Below are 15,231 nucleotides of genomic sequence, written 5' to 3'. Positions count from 1 at the left end.
ACGCTTTTTCTTTTAGAATATAAAAATTAAAAATAATAAAAAAGTTGAAACTTTTTATGCTTGTGATTCGTCTATATAAGTGTACAGGAAAGGAGGTTCCAGAAATCGATGGTTTTCGATGGTTGGAAAAGAAAAAAACAAATTCGCGCGTTAGAAACGCTTGTGGATACCAAATATGAAAAAATGTATCGCATTGCCTTTAACTATACACATTCGAAAGAAGATGCCTTGGATGTGATTCAAGAAAGCTTTGAAAAGGCACTGAAGGCCATCCAAAAAGGACCCGATATTAAGGATTTTGAAGCGTGGTTCTTTCGAATTCTGCTTTCTGTAGCGACAGATTATTGGCGTAAAAAGAAACGAGAAGCTGTTCATATTGAAAAAGATGAACATGTGTTAGCCCTTTTAAATAATCCCCAACGCAGTTTTTTAGAAATTGAAGAAATTATTAATCAATTAGATAGTCCCAATCGTGAAATTATTCTATTAAAATTTTTTGAAGGATTTACGCTAAAAGAAATCGCCTTGATCCTGGATATTAACGAAAACACGATTAAAACGAAGATGTACCGCAGTTTGAATGAACTCCGAAGTCTATTGAATTAGTAAAAGAAAGGAAGCGAAAAAATAATGGAAGATTTTGTAAAAAGTGTTGTTAAAAACTTTTCAAAAGAATACCGCCAACAACCGTTGCCAACGAATCTACAAGCGGAAATCAAAGCGCGTTTTCATAAAGAGAAAAAGCGGTACACCTGGCTTCGTTTTAGAAACCGCTCACTGCAAAGTAGTCTAGTAGTGGCTTGTGGCTTTGTCTTATCAGTCAATTTGTTTCCAGGTTTTAGTGAAGCAGCCCGCAACATTCCTGTGTTAGATAAAATTGTTCAATTAGTCACCATCAAAACGTTGACAGCGAAAAAACAGGAAAGTGAAGTAAACATCGATGTCCCTAAAATCCAAACATCCCAAGAATCTTCAGTAGCCGACACGCTCAACAAAAAATACTTGAAAGAAGCCCAAACAGAATTTCAACAAGTCAAAGGGCAATTGTTTGATGGTTCTCGTGTTTCAGTCACTGGAGATTATGAAAAAGTTGTGGACGACCGTCGCTTCCTAGTGGTCAAACGAACCTTCACAGAAATTAAAGGCAGCTCTGCGACGACAACGAAATATGACACCATCGACAAACGAGCCAATGTTGTCGTTTCACTCCCCTTAATTTTTAAAAATGATTTTTACATTGATGTCATTAGTAGTGAAATTAAACAACAAATAGCAGACCAAATGAAGAACGATAGCAATAAAATATACTGGTCCGAAAAAGAGGATGCCCCCAGTGATGTTCAACCCTTCAAAAAAATTAAAAAGGACCAACCTTTCTATATCAATGAAAAACACCAATTAGTGATTGTGTTTCCTCAAGGAGAGATTGCGCCTTACTATATGGGCACCCCTGAATTTGTGATCCCTAATCAAGTCATTGAGAATGAATTGGCAGCGCCTAATTATTTAAAATAAACTCAGTAAAAAACACGCGACATTTCTTAAAACTGTCGCGTGTTTTTTGCTGACCTAACCAAGTCAGTTGCGGTTTTACTGAGAGAAGCGTACACTAGAATTAAGCATAACAAGAAAGGGCGAATGGCAATGGAAAAATCAGAAAAAATTAGTATTTTACAAGATGTGGTTAAAATTAAATCTGTAAATGGAAACGAAGAAGAAGTGGCAATCTATTTACAAAATCTTTTGAAAAAATATGAGATCCCTTCTGAACTTGTTTCTTATGCACCAAATCGTAGTAGTTTGGTTGCTTATTTAGGTGAAAACCGAGAAAAAGTCTTAGGGTTTAGTGGCCACATGGACGTGGTTTCTGAAGGGGACGAAAGTCAATGGACTTTCCCGCCATTTGCGGCCCATATTGAAGGAAATAAATTGTATGGCCGTGGCGCAACGGACATGAAAAGCGGCTTAGTCGCAATGGTTTTAGCAATGATTGAATTAAAAGAAAAGGAAGTTCCATTAAATGGAGCGGTTAAATTTTTAGGTACAGTTGGTGAAGAAGTCGGTGAGCTAGGTGCTGGCCAATTAACTGAAAAAGGCTATGCGGATGATTTAAGTGCCTTAGTCATTGGAGAACCAACCAATTATAACTTGATGTATGCGCACATGGGTTCAATTAACTATTCTGTTGTGTCACACGGAAAAGAAGCCCACAGTTCGATGCCAGAAGAAGGCATTAACGCGATTAATAATTTGAACGAATTTATTACAGAAGCAAACCAACAAATGGCGGAAGTCACAGCAAACTATGAAAATCCTGAATTAGGTCGAACGATTCACAATGTAACCGTCATTAAAGGTGGCACACAAGTGAACAGTATTCCAGGTCAAGCAGCCTTGCAAGGGAATATCCGTTCAATTCCAGAATTCAGCAACGACCAAGTCATTGCATTATTACAAAAAATTGTCGATGAATTGAACAAAAAAGAAAAACATCAGTTAGAATTAACGATTGATTACAATAAAATTCCTGTAAAAGCTGAGAAAGATTCTGCGTTAATTCAAGCCATTCAAGCCCAATTTGATCAACCATTACCATTAGTGACAAGCGCTGGGACCACAGACTTAGCTGAATTTACTAAATCAGACAATACATTTGATTGCGTTGTCTTTGGACCAGGTGTGACCACTACTGCACACCAAGTCGACGAATATGTCGAAATTGATAATTATTTAGATATGATTGATAAGTATCAAGCGATAGCAAAAAGTTATTTAAATTAAAAAAGTGTCGCGCCTGAATCATAAAAATCAGGTGCGACATTTTTTATAAGGTTTATTCCACCACAGTCCATTCATTTAAGGTTTTGCCGTTCTCATCAACTAGCTCTAACCAGCTGTTTGTTCCAGCAAAATAGAGAAACAAGCCGACTTCATTAACGCTTTTTAAGATGATATCTTCCGTTGTGACAAAGTCTTTAAATTGGCCCTTGCGTTCATCACGAAGTTTTTCACCAAATCTAGCGGAGAAACCGACAGACCCGTCTTTATTTAAAGGGGCTTCTGGCATCATTGTCGCGCCAGCTTTAATAAGCATTTCATTGCGCTTTTGCCAAAAAACAGTTGCTTTGCTTTGTCGAGTATCAATATAAAAAGGAATTTGGCTAACTTCTTTTGTCCATTTGTGGCGTGCTTTGGCTGGTCTGGCTTTCTTCGGCGCCGGTTTTTTAAACAGAGAGTAGCCAAAACGTTCCAAGATAAAGGTGACTGTTTCTTTATAGTTAGTCACTGTCGCTACCGCACTTTTCGGAATTTTGACTGTCGTTGGGGTTGCTTCCAATGTTAAACCACTTTCTTTCGCATCATCTAGGAAAGCTTGCGCTAAATAGGCAAGTTCTGTGTCCCAATTCGGTTTCAATAAAATCGAGTGATCAAAAGAAACTTCTTTATATGTAGCTTTTTCTTCAGCAAGTCCTAAAGCAACTAGTTGGTTATCTCTTAGCAAGAAAAGAATCGCTGCCTCTTTTTTCGGTAATTTAGTTGTTTGTTCAATGATTAAGTGGGCCTGATCGGCTAAATCAATGAGTGTCTTTGTTTTTTTTAAATCAACGGTTAAATGTAAGTCCATGAAGTCTACTCCTTTATCGTTAGTTTCTTCATTGTATCATGAAACACCGTCTTCGTCTTTTAACGAGTCAGCAACCTTACAATATTGTTTGAAACAAAAAGAAGCTTTCATGGTATACTTACTCACATGCATAATTTTTAATGAGGAAAGTAGAGGAACAAGAATGAAAACACTTGGCAATATTTTATGGTTCATCTTTGGCGGCTTTTTTGGTGGCTTATCGTGGCTATTCGCAGGCGTGATTTGGTGCATTACAATCATTGGTATTCCGATTGGTTTACAATGTTTCAAATTAGCGGGATTGAGCTTTTGGCCGTTTAAAAAGCGAGTCGTGTATAGTGATAGCGGCGTATCTTTGGTGGTAAACATTATTTGGCTGATTATCAGTGGACTACCATTAGCAATTGGGCATTGTATTAGTGGCTTGTTGCTTTGTCTGACAATCATCGGTATTCCGTTTGGGCAACAATCCTTTAAATTGGCGAAATTAGCGTTAATGCCGTTTGGGGCCCGTGTTGTTTCAACAAATGATTTTTATTTTGAATAGTCAGAGGTTTCTCATTGACAAATAAAACGAAACAGCGTATTCTGTAAATGTAATAAATAACGTTACATTTAGTTTGGAGTGATTAGACATGGCCATGTCAACGAAATTAAGTGTTGCGATTCATATTTTAAGTTTGATTGAAACAGGTCCTCAAGAACAAGTGACTTCTGAATACATTGCTTCGAGCGTGAATACGAATCCAGTCGTTGTTCGACGACTAATGAGCCAGTTAAAAAAAGCCGGCTTGATTCATTCCATGCGTGGAGCCAATAAAAATACCTTATTAAAGAAACCAGAAGAGATCTCACTGTATGAAATTTATACAGCGGTTGAATTGGAACGAGAGATTTTCAATATTCATCAAAATCCTAATCCAAACTGTTCCGTTGGGGCAAATATCCAATCGGTACTAGAAACTGAATTTACTAAAGTGCAACAAAAAATGGAAGAAGAATTGAAAAGTATCACCTTAGCAGATGTGATTCATGAAATAGAAGTTAAGAGAGATAAGTAATCTCTCTACTTTTAAAGTATTAAATGTAACTATTTTAGTTCTATTTAAAAATGAAAGGATGATTTACATGAAAGTAGCAGTATTAGGAGCAACAGGAAAAGAAGGACAATTACTTTTAGCAGAAGCTAAACGTCGCGGGATGGACGTGACAGCCATCGTTCGTAATGCCTCAAAAATAACAGATGGCACACCGACCATTGAAAAAGATGTTTATCAATTAACAACAGAAGATATTCAAGCGTTTGATGTATTAATTAGTGCCTTAGGATTCCCTGATGTGCAAGATTTCCCAAAATCTACCCAGCATTTGATTGAGATTTTAACCAATCAAAAAACGCGCTTGTTTGTCGTTGGGGGCGCTGGAACCTTGTATGTGGACCCAGAACACACAACTCAATTAAAAGATACACCATCATTCCCAGCAGAAATTCAGCCATTAGCTTCGGCGATGGGCGAAGCTTTAAACTTATTGAAAGAAGCTCAAAACATCCACTGGACCTATATTAGTCCTGCAGCCATGTTTGATGCTGATGGTCCTGCGACAGGCCATTATGAAGTCGCTGGCGAAGAATTAACAACCAATAGTCAAGGTGACAGCTACATTAGTTACGCAGACTACGCCGTTGCCATGTTAGATGAAGTGGAAAGTAATGCACACCCAAATCAACGAATTAGTGTGTATCAATAAAAGAAACAAGAAAAATGGGGCCTCCGTTAAAACAACGGAGGCCCCATTTTCTTGTTTGATTAATTATTGCTAATGTATTTACTGTTTGGGTGCTCGGTATCCTGCTGCTTCTGCTTCTTCAACAGTAGAGAACCAAGCTACTGGATTCGTAGTTCTATTATAATATCTACTTCCAGGTACATGATAAATTCCATTACGTGACCCTTTAATTAAGGCGTTACCGCTTGGTGCTTCCGCAGCAGCCGTCTCGACTTCCGCCGGCGCCTGTGCGGCTTGTTGCGCCTCTGCTTCAGCTTGCGCTTTTGCTGCCGCTTCGGCTTGTTCTTTTTGCGCTTTTTCAGCGGCTAGTTTCTGAGCTTCTGCTTCTTTTCGTTGTTTTTCTTTGTGGGCATCTAATTGAGTTTTAACAACGGCTACCCGTTTTGTTAAAGCTTGATTTGGGGAGTTTAAAGCGTCAATTTGTTTGACCGCTTCATTATAGTAAGCTTCATTGGTTGGTTCTTGTTCAGCTTTTTCAACAGCGGCAGTTGCACTGGCGACTAATTGTTCATTTTTTTCTTTTTCAGCGATAGCGGTTTGAACAGTCGTTAATCGTTGTTGAAATCCTTCTTTGCCAACTGGGGCAGCAGCTACTAATTTTTCAGCTGCTTGATAATCGCTTTTACTTTTAGATTTTTCAGCAGTTGTAACTGCTTCATCAACAGGTACTGCTTCTTTGATTTTTTCAAGGCGATCATTGTATTCCTCGTATTCTTGACTTAATGAAGATACTAAGGTTGCGGCTTCATCATAGTTTTTCTGAGAAGGTTGTTTTTCAGCGTAAGCTAAGGCTTTTTCTGTTTTGGCCAATTCTTGCTCAGAATCTGTGATGCTCGCAATAAATTCTTTTGACGGTGTGACTTCGACTGATTTTTCAACTTTGGTATCTTTCTTCTCAGCAACAAAAGTGATTTTTTGCGTTTTTTCATCGGACAGTTTTACTTTGTAAGCAAACGTTTTGTCTTTCGTTTTTACTTCCTTGCCATTGGCCGTTAGTTTGCTGTTGCCGTCGTATTCGCCTTTGATGGTGGCTGAGCCATTGGCATCGGTTTCAACACTCTCTGCATCAAGTGAAAGTGTCGGGGAAGAATCTGTCGTGGCAACCCCACCAATAAATAGAGCGGCACTTGCTAACGCGGCATAGCCATATTGTTTTTTCGGTTGTTTCTTAATTAATGCTTTGATAGTCAGTCCCCCGCTGACAAGTAACCCTAATAGACCCAAAAGTACTAATACTACACTCATTCATTTCTCTCCTTTCGATATAACGTTATTATACAATGTATTGTGAGAAAATGAACATTTTTTTCGTAATAATTAATAAATTTCCTGATAAAAAAATTATTTCCTGAGCTCAAATTCTTTTGTAAAAATTTTGTTGTGCTAAAATGGAAAGTGAGTTTAACTACGTATGTTATTAGAGAAGGGGAAATCAATGAAAGCAGAGATCATTGCAGTCGGAACAGAGTTATTACTGGGACAAGTAGTGAATACCAACGCCACCTTTTTATCAGAAGAGTTAGCTGCGCTAGGCATCGATGTTTACTATCAGACCGTTGTTGGTGATAACGGCGGCCGCTTAGAAACGCTACTAACAGAAGCAGAACAAAGAAGTGATTTAATTGTCCTTTGTGGAGGGCTAGGACCTACAGAAGACGATTTAACCAAGCAAGTTGTCGCACAACATCTCCATAAATCATTAGTAGAAGATCAAGAAGGATTGAACCGCTTGCACCAGTTTTTCCAACAGTCTAAGCGGCCAATGACGGAAAATAATCTACGACAAGTGTTAGCCATCGAAGGTGGACAAGTTCTTCAAAACCCGACAGGATTAGCGGTTGGTTCTTTTGTAACAGAAGGCACAACAAGCTATTTGCTCTTACCAGGACCACCCAATGAATTAATTCCGATGTTCCAACAAGCGGCACGACCTTTATTGATTGATGCGTTTCCACAAGAAGAACAATTGATTTCGAGAGTCTTGCGTTTTTATGGCATTGGTGAATCCCAGCTGGTGACCGAGATTCAATCGTTGATTGCGCACCAAACGAATCCAACCATTGCGCCTTATGCTAAGCCTAATGAAGTGACACTTCGTTTAACAGTTAAAACAAAAGACTTAGTAGCTGGCGAAGAATTATTAACAGCGACGGAAGAAAAGGTTTTAGCTAAAGTGGGAGACTATTTTTATGGGTATGGGGATGACAATAGTTTAGCCAAGGTAACAGTGGATTTGTTATTACAAAACGGACAAACCGTTACGGCTGCTGAGAGCCTCACCGCTGGCCTATTCCAAAGTACACTGGGGGAAATTGCGGGTGCTTCGAAGATTTTTAAGGGAGGCTTCGTGACGTATTCGCAAGAAACAAAAGAGAACTTTTTAGGAATTTCTCATGAACTTTTAGAAGAACATGGCACGGTAAGTGAAGCGTGTGCCAAAGAAATGGCAGAGAAAGCGCGTCAGTTAGCTAAATCTAACTATGGTTTATCATTTACTGGGGTCGCTGGTGACCCACTCGAAGGTCAACCGACAGGCACTGTTTGGATTGGGCTGGCGGAAGAAGGCCAACCAACCGTTGCAGAATGTTTCCATTTTAACCGTGACCGAAATTATATTAGACAGAGTGCGGTTATGCGAGGATTAGATCTTTTGCGGCGCCGAATCATTAATAAAAAATAAATATGCGAATGTTTGTTCGGTTTTTTCTTGCTTTTTTGGTACAAAAGAGATATGATAGACCTACTAACAGGAAATGAAAAATAAGTTTATATAAATTAAAGGAGGATTATCCATTGGCAGATGATCGTAAAGTGGCTTTAGATGCCGCACTGAAAAAAATTGAAAAGAACTTTGGGAAAGGTTCTATTATGAAATTAGGCGAAAAAGCTGATCAAAAAATTTCAACTATCCCTAGTGGTTCTTTAGCGTTAGATGTTGCATTGGGCGTAGGTGGGTATCCACGTGGCCGAATTATTGAAGTATATGGTCCTGAGAGTTCAGGTAAAACAACTGTTTCTTTACACGCAATTGCAGAAGTGCAACGAAATGGTGGAACAGCCGCTTTTATCGATGCTGAGCATGCATTGGATCCTCAATATGCGGAGAAACTAGGCGTTAACATCGATGAATTACTTTTATCTCAACCAGATACGGGCGAGCAAGGCTTAGAGATTGCCGATGCCTTAGTTTCAAGTGGTGCGATTGACATCGTTGTCATCGACTCGGTTGCTGCGTTAGTTCCTCGTGCAGAGATTGATGGTGAGATGGGAGCGAGCCATGTCGGCTTACAAGCTCGACTAATGTCTCAAGCACTACGTAAATTATCAGGCTCAATTAATAAGACAAAAACAATTGCTATTTTCATTAACCAAATTCGTGAAAAAGTTGGCGTGATGTTCGGAAATCCTGAAACAACTCCTGGTGGACGTGCATTGAAATTCTACGCAACGGTTCGTCTAGAAGTCCGTCGTGCAGAACAGTTAAAACAAGGAACAGACATCGTCGGTAACCGCACAAAAATTAAAGTCGTTAAAAACAAAGTGGCGCCACCATTTAAAGTGGCAGAAGTTGATATCATGTATGGCCAAGGTATTTCCCAAGAAGGCGAATTACTAGATATGGCTGTGGAAAAAGACCTTATCAGTAAAAGTGGTGCTTGGTATGGCTACAAAGAAGAACGAATTGGCCAAGGCCGTGAAAATGCCAAACAATACATGGCGGATCATCCTGAAATGATGGCAGAAGTGTCTAAATTGGTCCGTGATGCATACGGCATCGGTGACGGTTCAACCATTACAGAAGAAGCAGAAGGTCAAGAAGAATTACCCTTAGATGAATAGATAACGAGTGAATACGACTCGTTAAGAAGAAAGACAACACTTACTGAACAGGACAGGTGTTGTCTTTTTTTGTTTAGAACTAAATTGTTAAATAGACTGTTGTCCATGTCCGAACCCATCCACATCAAGCAGCTTAGTCAAACAGCAGACTATGCGGCGTTTGTTCTAAAATTTAAACAATTCGTGACGGCGGAAACCTAAAAATGTGACGTTGTCTAATATTTGCTGCCCTTTCCAAAAGAAAGGGCTTTTTTAAGTTGACACCTTTCACGACAAACATTAGAATAAAATTGTGTGTATGCACAAATATGCAAGTAGGCATATTGATAATTGATTTTAGTTTATCAAAAAACTACAAGATATGAATTAACAAAAAGATAGTATGGAGGTGGAAATATGGTTTTAAATATTCTCCTCGCTATCGTCGGTTTGATTGTCGGTCTTGGTTTAGGATTTGTTATTGCAAAGTCACGTCACGATAAAGCAATAAATGGTGCAAAAATTTCAGCGTCGAGTATTCTCGAGAACGCTCGGAAAGAATCAGAAACACTGAAAAAAGAAGCATTGCTAGAAGCTAAGGAAGAGAACCAGAAGTATCGTTCAGAAATTGAAAGTGAGTTGAAAGAAAGCAGATTAGAACTTAAATCTCAAGAAAATCGTTTAATTCAACGGGAACAAACGTTGGATCGTAAAGATGACTCTCTTGAAAAACGTGAAGGCTCACTGGAAGAAAAAGAAGAGAAACTTGGTGCTAGACAGCAATTAATTGATGAGCGAGAAAAAGAAGTAGAAAACTTAATTAATCAGCAACATCAAGAATTAGAACGAATTGCTTCCCTTTCAAAAGAAGAAGCAAAATCGATTATTATGAAGTCAACAGAAGAAGAGTTGAATCATGAACTAACCTTGATGGTCAAGGAGTCAGAACAACGTGCCAAAGAAGAATCTGATCGCAAAGCGAAGAACTTGCTTTCCCTAGCAATTCAACGTTGCGCCGCCGATTCTGTTTCTGAAACAACTGTTTCCGTGGTCACTTTACCAAATGATGAGATGAAAGGTCGCATTATTGGTCGTGAAGGACGTAATATTCGTACATTGGAAACATTAACAGGGATTGACTTAATCATTGATGATACGCCAGAAGCGGTTGTGTTATCCGGATTTGATCCAATCAGACGAGAAATCGCTCGAATGACCTTGGAAAAATTAATCCAAGATGGTCGGATTCATCCCGCTCGTATCGAAGAAATGGTAGAAAAATCACGTAAAGAAATGGATGAACGGATTCGTGAATACGGAGAACAAGCAGCCTTTGAAGTAGGTGCTCATACGTTACATCCTGATTTAATTAAAATTTTAGGCCGTTTACGTTTCAGAACAAGTTATGGTCAAAATGTCTTGAACCATTCAATCGAAGTAGCAAAACTAGCTGGCGTTTTAGCCGCCGAATTAGGCGAAGATGTTCAATTAGCCAAACGTGCAGGTTTACTACATGATATTGGGAAAGCATTGGATCATGAAATTGAAGGTTCTCACGTTGAGATTGGCGCAGAATTAGCTGCGAAATATAAAGAAAATTCAGTAGTTATTAATGCCATTGCCTCGCATCATGGTGATGTGGAAGCAACCTCAGTTATTTCTGTTTTAGTGGCAGCCGCAGATGCGTTATCTGCAGCCCGTCCAGGTGCACGTAGTGAATCGTTAGAAAACTACATTCGCCGCTTAGAAAACTTAGAAAATATTTCTAATAGTTTTGAAGGCGTTGATTCAAGTTTTGCTGTTCAAGCAGGACGTGAAGTTCGTGTCATGGTGAAACCAGAAGAAATTTCTGATTTAGAATCTGTTCGTTTAGTTCGAGACATTCGGAAGAAAATTGAAGATGACTTGGATTATCCAGGACATATCAAAGTAACGGTTATCCGTGAAACACGTGCCGTAGACTATGCGAAATAAAATAAAAAGCGAATAAGTATCGCGTGTAGTGTCTCAACGAACAATTGCAAGGATTGTTCGTTGAGACACTTTTTTTAATCTTTTAAAACCAAAACTTTCTTTTCAAAGCGAAAACAACTATAATAAACAAGAGATGTTAAAAAGAGAAGAGGAACCTTTTTGCGTATATTATTTATAGGAGATGTTGTCGGTTCTTTAGGAAGAGAAGCCTTAGCAACGTATGTCCCTAAATTAAAGAAAAAATATCGTCCACAAGTGACCATTGCCAATGGTGAAAATGCGGCATCTGGTCGGGGAATTACTGGCAAGATTTATAAGAAATTTTTGCAAGATGGTGTCGATGTTGTTACGATGGGTAACCATACGTGGGACAACAAGGATATCTTTGAATTCATTGATGATGCGAAGAAAATGGTTCGTCCAGCGAACTTTCCAGAAGATGTGCCTGGTCAAGGAATGGTTTTTGTGAAAGTCAATCAATTGGAACTAGCGGTGATTAATTTACAGGCCCGCACATTTATGGTGCCATTGGAAGATCCTTTCAAGAAAGCCGCCGAGTTAGTAGCTATCGCTCGCAAACGGACACCGCTCATTTTTGTGGATTTTCATGGCGAAACGACGAGTGAAAAACAAGCCATGAGCTGGTTTTTAGATGGCCAAGTTTCAGCCGTTGTTGGAACACATACGCATGTTCAAACAAATGACGCTCGGATTTTACCGAAAGGGACAGCCTTCTTAAGTGATGTCGGTATGACCGGTCCTTATGATGGGATTTTAGGAATGAAGCGTGAACCGATTATTGAGAAGTTTATGACAGCATTGCCGAAGCGCTTTGAGGTAGTCGAAACAGGGCGGACAATTTTATCTGCCTGTATTTTAGAGATTGATGACCAAACGGGCCAAGCGAAAATGATTGAGCCGATTCAGATTAGCGAAGATCGCCCGTTTCAAGAATAATAGAAGAAAAGTTAATCTCGGATAATTAAGAGGTTAACTTTTTCTGCTCTTATAGAAAAAGTGCCGGTGAAAGATGAAGGTGAAAAAAATGGAGCCGTTGAATTTAGATGCACAAAGTAATAAAGAATTAGAAAAATTGTTACATTTAATTGGACAAGATGAAGTCATTCAGCGCTACCAAGCGATTGAAGAAAAGGTAAAGAAAAACAAAAAGCTGACAGAATTAGTGGAAGAAATTAAAGCTGCGCAAAAAGATGCGGTTCAATTTGCTCACTATGGCAAACCAACTGCTGAAAAAGAAGCCATTCAACGAGCCGATGCGAAAACAAAAGAATTTGATGAGCACCCACTCGTTGTAGCCTACCGCGAACAACTGATCGAAGCCAATGACTTAGTCCAACATGTCACGGCGCTCATTCAATACCGCGTGAACGAAGAGCTAGAGAAGGAAGGGAATTAAATGCCACAAAAGACAAAAAATACACCCATGATGGAACAATATTTATCCATTAAGGCCCAATACAAGGATGCGTTTTTATTTTATCGCTTAGGTGATTTTTATGAATTATTTTATGAAGATGCTATCAATGCAGCGCAAATCTTAGAATTGACGTTAACCAGTCGTAACCGCAATGCGGATGATCCGATTCCTATGTGTGGCGTTCCTTATCATGCCGCGCAAGGCTATATTGATACGTTGATTGAGCAAGGCTATAAAGTAGCGATTTGTGAGCAAGTGGAAGATCCAAAGACTACCAAGGGCATGGTCAAACGAGAAGTGGTCCAGTTGGTAACGCCAGGAACGGTGATGAATAGTAAAGGCTTGGAAGCCAAAGACAATAATTACTTAACCGCTGTGCTAACAGATGGTAATCAGTTCGGTTTTGCCTATGTAGATTTGAGTACAGGCGAATTAAAAACAGCAGTCTTGGCTGATGAAGAGGGCGTTTTGAACGAAGCTTCTGCGTTGCAAACAAAAGAAATGGTCCTAGGTTCAGGGATCCCTGAATCGTTAAAAGAGAACTTAAGTTTACGTTTAAATATCATCTTTTCGACACAAGAAACGGTGGAAGAAAATGCCGAGTTTAGTTTTTTAACCAATGAACTGATTAATCCATTAGAAATTGAAATTACAGGCAAATTATTATCTTATTTATCCGTTACCCAAAAGCGGAGCTTGTCCCATATTCAGAAAGCTGTGGAATATCAGCCAGATCATTTCTTGAAAATGGATCATTATTCTAAATTCAATTTAGAATTGAGTCAGTCGATTCGAACAGGACAGAAAAAAGGGACTCTATTGTGGCTATTAGATGAAACGAAAACAGCTATGGGCGGCCGTTTATTAAAACAATGGTTGGATCGTCCGCTGATTCAGGAACGTCAAATTAAGGCGCGTCAAGAAATGGTGCAATCCTTATTAAATGCCTATTTTGAACGCTTGGATTTGCAAGCAGCATTGACGAACGTTTATGATTTAGAGCGGTTAGCAGGACGCGTGGCATTCGGCAGTGTGAATGGGCGTGATTTAATTCAATTACGGACCTCTTTAGAACAAGTACCAACGATTCGACAGTTAATTGTCGGGATCAATCAAGGGGAATGGGATGATTTGTTAGTCGACTTAAACCCTGTTGAAGATTTAGTGGCATTGATTGCGACGGCGATTAATGAAGAAGCCCCTTTACAAATTACTGAAGGAAAGGTTATTAAAGACGGCTATAACGACCAATTAGATGAATACCGTGATGCCATGCGCAATGGTAAGCAATGGTTAGCGGAGTTAGAAGCGAAAGAACGCCAAGAAACAGGGATTAAAAACTTGAAGATTGGCTACAATCGGGTCTTTGGTTATTTCATTGAAATCACTAAGTCAAATTTAGCGAATTTAGAAGAAGGAAAATACGAGCGTAAGCAAACATTAGCTAATGCGGAGCGCTTTATTACGCCAGAGCTAAAAGAATTAGAACGTTTAATCTTAGAAGCCGAAGAAAAATCAGTTGAACTAGAATATCAATTGTTCTTGGCCGTGAGAGAACAAGTGAAAACGAACATTGATCGGTTGCAAACACTGGCTAAAACCATTAGTGCGGTTGATGTTTTACAATCTTTTGCAACAATTAGTGAACGGTATCAATACGTTCGACCAACGTTAAGAAGTAACACGAAAAATTTGGCGATTGTCGAAGGACGACACCCAGTCGTGGAAAAAGTTTTAGGGCATCAAGAATACATTCCAAACAGTATCCGCATGAACCCAGAAACAGATATTCTCTTGATTACTGGACCAAACATGTCAGGGAAAAGTACCTACATGCGTCAATTGGCTTTGACGGTGGTCATGGCGCAAATTGGCTGTTTTGTACCAGCGGAAAGTGCTGAAATGCCAATTTTCGATCAAATTTTTACACGGATTGGGGCCTCTGATGATCTAATTGCAGGGCAAAGTACCTTTATGGTAGAAATGATGGAAGCCAACCAAGCACTGCGGCACGCCACGCCTAACAGCCTAATTTTATTTGATGAATTAGGACGCGGCACGGCAACCTATGATGGAATGGCGCTAGCGCAAGCCATCATTGAATATATCCATCGTGAAGTACAAGCCAAAACGCTATTCTCTACACATTATCATGAACTAACTGTTCTAGATGAAACCTTAAAAGGCTTGAAGAATATTCACGTGGGCGCTGTCGAAAAAGATGGCGAAGTGGTCTTTCTTCATAAAATGATGGAAGGACCTGCTGATAAGAGCTATGGGATACATGTTGCTAAAATCGCTGGTTTACCAAGCCCGCTTTTAGAACGAGCAGCCACCATTTTATCCGCTTTAGAAGCGGAAGAAACAACGATTCCAATTTCAGTTCATCATGAAGAAGTTTCAGAAGTACATGAAGAAACCGAGCAACTTTCATTATTTAAAGAAGTTTCAACAGAAGAATTAAGTGTCATTGACACATTGAAGAAAATGAATCTATTAGAAATGACACCACTAGATGCGTTAAACATGCTTCATCAATTGCAAAAACGTATCTAATTAGGAACCGAACCGGTTAGGAGGTCGTGAA

General features: G+C 39.3%; 14 protein-coding genes. 12 read left to right on the top strand and 2 right to left on the bottom strand.

Going from position 1 to position 15,231, the window contains the following annotated elements:
* The first annotated feature begins 108 nt into the window (after nucleotides 1-108).
* The 3 genes from IGL32_RS12420 (at nucleotide 109) to IGL32_RS12410 (ending at nucleotide 2,781) form a co-directional block, all read left to right on the top strand.
* Entirely contained in the window at nucleotides 109-606 is a 498-nt protein-coding gene (locus IGL32_RS12420) for an RNA polymerase sigma factor (RefSeq protein WP_002354845.1), read from the top strand.
* 24 nt (nucleotides 607-630) lie between these two features.
* Nucleotides 631-1,515 carry an RsiV family protein gene (locus IGL32_RS12415; protein WP_002367473.1) on the top strand — a complete coding sequence of 295 codons (885 nt, stop codon included), beginning with the start codon at nucleotides 631-633 and terminating at the stop codon, nucleotides 1,513-1,515.
* Between the two features lie 129 nt (nucleotides 1,516-1,644).
* A complete protein-coding gene (locus IGL32_RS12410; RefSeq protein ID WP_002367472.1) occupies nucleotides 1,645-2,781 on the top strand; it encodes an ArgE/DapE family deacylase in 1,137 nt (378 codons plus the stop codon).
* A 52-nt stretch (nucleotides 2,782-2,833) separates the two neighbouring features.
* On the opposite strand, the gene IGL32_RS12405 is transcribed toward IGL32_RS12410, so the two are convergent.
* Nucleotides 2,834-3,625: a hypothetical protein gene (locus tag IGL32_RS12405; RefSeq protein ID WP_156210181.1), complete on the bottom strand. Its 792-nt coding sequence runs from the start codon at nucleotides 3,623-3,625 to the stop codon at nucleotides 2,834-2,836.
* 163 nt (nucleotides 3,626-3,788) lie between these two features.
* On the opposite strand from IGL32_RS12405, the gene IGL32_RS12400 reads away from it, so the two are divergent.
* The 3 genes from IGL32_RS12400 to IGL32_RS12390 all read left to right on the top strand — a co-directional run bounded on the left by IGL32_RS12400 (nucleotide 3,789) and on the right by IGL32_RS12390 (nucleotide 5,374).
* Nucleotides 3,789-4,172, top strand: coding sequence for a YccF domain-containing protein (locus tag IGL32_RS12400; RefSeq protein ID WP_002358999.1), 384 nt, complete (start codon nucleotides 3,789-3,791; stop codon nucleotides 4,170-4,172).
* A gap of 88 nt (nucleotides 4,173-4,260) precedes the next feature.
* Complete coding sequence (locus tag IGL32_RS12395; RefSeq protein ID WP_002383201.1) at nucleotides 4,261-4,686, top strand: Rrf2 family transcriptional regulator; 426 nt, start codon at nucleotides 4,261-4,263, stop codon at nucleotides 4,684-4,686.
* Between the two features lie 58 nt (nucleotides 4,687-4,744).
* Entirely contained in the window at nucleotides 4,745-5,374 is a 630-nt protein-coding gene (locus tag IGL32_RS12390) for an NAD(P)-dependent oxidoreductase (RefSeq protein ID WP_002365397.1), read from the top strand.
* Between the two features lie 78 nt (nucleotides 5,375-5,452).
* On the opposite strand, the gene IGL32_RS12385 is transcribed toward IGL32_RS12390, so the two are convergent.
* Nucleotides 5,453-6,658 (bottom strand): hypothetical protein, encoded by a 1,206-nt coding sequence (locus IGL32_RS12385; protein WP_002367468.1) that lies wholly within the window; start codon nucleotides 6,656-6,658, stop codon nucleotides 5,453-5,455.
* 190 nt (nucleotides 6,659-6,848) lie between these two features.
* Here IGL32_RS12385 and IGL32_RS12380 point away from each other — a divergent pair, with 190 nt between their 5' ends.
* The 6 genes from IGL32_RS12380 (at nucleotide 6,849) to mutS (ending at nucleotide 15,200) form a co-directional block, all read left to right on the top strand.
* A complete protein-coding gene (locus tag IGL32_RS12380) occupies nucleotides 6,849-8,093 on the top strand; it encodes a competence/damage-inducible protein A (protein WP_002365395.1) in 1,245 nt (414 codons plus the stop codon).
* Nucleotides 8,094-8,206: 113 nt separating this feature from the next.
* Nucleotides 8,207-9,253: a recombinase RecA gene (recA, locus tag IGL32_RS12375; protein WP_002354860.1), complete on the top strand. Its 1,047-nt coding sequence runs from the start codon at nucleotides 8,207-8,209 to the stop codon at nucleotides 9,251-9,253.
* Between the two features lie 396 nt (nucleotides 9,254-9,649).
* Entirely contained in the window at nucleotides 9,650-11,206 is a 1,557-nt protein-coding gene (rny, locus tag IGL32_RS12370; RefSeq protein WP_002354863.1) for a ribonuclease Y, read from the top strand.
* Nucleotides 11,207-11,365: 159 nt separating this feature from the next.
* Nucleotides 11,366-12,163, top strand: coding sequence for a TIGR00282 family metallophosphoesterase (locus tag IGL32_RS12365; protein WP_002354864.1), 798 nt, complete (start codon nucleotides 11,366-11,368; stop codon nucleotides 12,161-12,163).
* Between the two features lie 73 nt (nucleotides 12,164-12,236).
* On the top strand, nucleotides 12,237-12,623 hold the full coding sequence (locus IGL32_RS12360) for a RicAFT regulatory complex protein RicA family protein (RefSeq protein WP_002359008.1): 387 nt from the start codon (nucleotides 12,237-12,239) through the stop codon (nucleotides 12,621-12,623).
* Nucleotides 12,624-15,200 carry a DNA mismatch repair protein MutS gene (mutS, locus tag IGL32_RS12355; protein ID WP_002378992.1) on the top strand — a complete coding sequence of 859 codons (2,577 nt, stop codon included), beginning with the start codon at nucleotides 12,624-12,626 and terminating at the stop codon, nucleotides 15,198-15,200.
* Nucleotides 15,201-15,231: the final 31 nt, after the last annotated feature.

Origin of the sequence: Enterococcus sp. AZ035 (assembly GCF_050548325.1) — a bacterium.
GTDB classification, from domain to species: Bacteria; Bacillota; Bacilli; order Lactobacillales; family Enterococcaceae; genus Enterococcus; species Enterococcus faecalis.
The sequence above is the reverse complement of the archived record's forward strand: the minus strand, read 5'-3'. Positions and strand labels throughout refer to the sequence as shown.

Bases quoted from the DNA above. Each gene is read 5' to 3' on its own strand.
- IGL32_RS12420 (WP_002354845.1), top strand. From the start codon at position 109: ATGGTTTTCGATGGTTGGAAAAGAAAAAAACAAATTCGCGCGTTAGAA.
- IGL32_RS12415 (WP_002367473.1), top strand. From the start codon at position 631: ATGGAAGATTTTGTAAAAAGTGTTGTTAAAAACTTTTCAAAAGAATAC.
- IGL32_RS12410 (WP_002367472.1), top strand. From the start codon at position 1,645: ATGGAAAAATCAGAAAAAATTAGTATTTTACAAGATGTGGTTAAAATT.
- IGL32_RS12405 (WP_156210181.1), bottom strand. From the start codon at position 3,625: ATGGACTTACATTTAACCGTTGATTTAAAAAAAACAAAGACACTCATT.
- IGL32_RS12400 (WP_002358999.1), top strand. From the start codon at position 3,789: ATGAAAACACTTGGCAATATTTTATGGTTCATCTTTGGCGGCTTTTTT.
- IGL32_RS12395 (WP_002383201.1), top strand. From the start codon at position 4,261: ATGGCCATGTCAACGAAATTAAGTGTTGCGATTCATATTTTAAGTTTG.
- IGL32_RS12390 (WP_002365397.1), top strand. From the start codon at position 4,745: ATGATTTACATGAAAGTAGCAGTATTAGGAGCAACAGGAAAAGAAGGA.
- IGL32_RS12385 (WP_002367468.1), bottom strand. From the start codon at position 6,658: ATGAGTGTAGTATTAGTACTTTTGGGTCTATTAGGGTTACTTGTCAGC.
- IGL32_RS12380 (WP_002365395.1), top strand. From the start codon at position 6,849: ATGAAAGCAGAGATCATTGCAGTCGGAACAGAGTTATTACTGGGACAA.
- rny (WP_002354863.1), top strand. From the start codon at position 9,650: ATGGTTTTAAATATTCTCCTCGCTATCGTCGGTTTGATTGTCGGTCTT.
- IGL32_RS12360 (WP_002359008.1), top strand. From the start codon at position 12,237: ATGAAGGTGAAAAAAATGGAGCCGTTGAATTTAGATGCACAAAGTAAT.
- mutS (WP_002378992.1), top strand. From the start codon at position 12,624: ATGCCACAAAAGACAAAAAATACACCCATGATGGAACAATATTTATCC.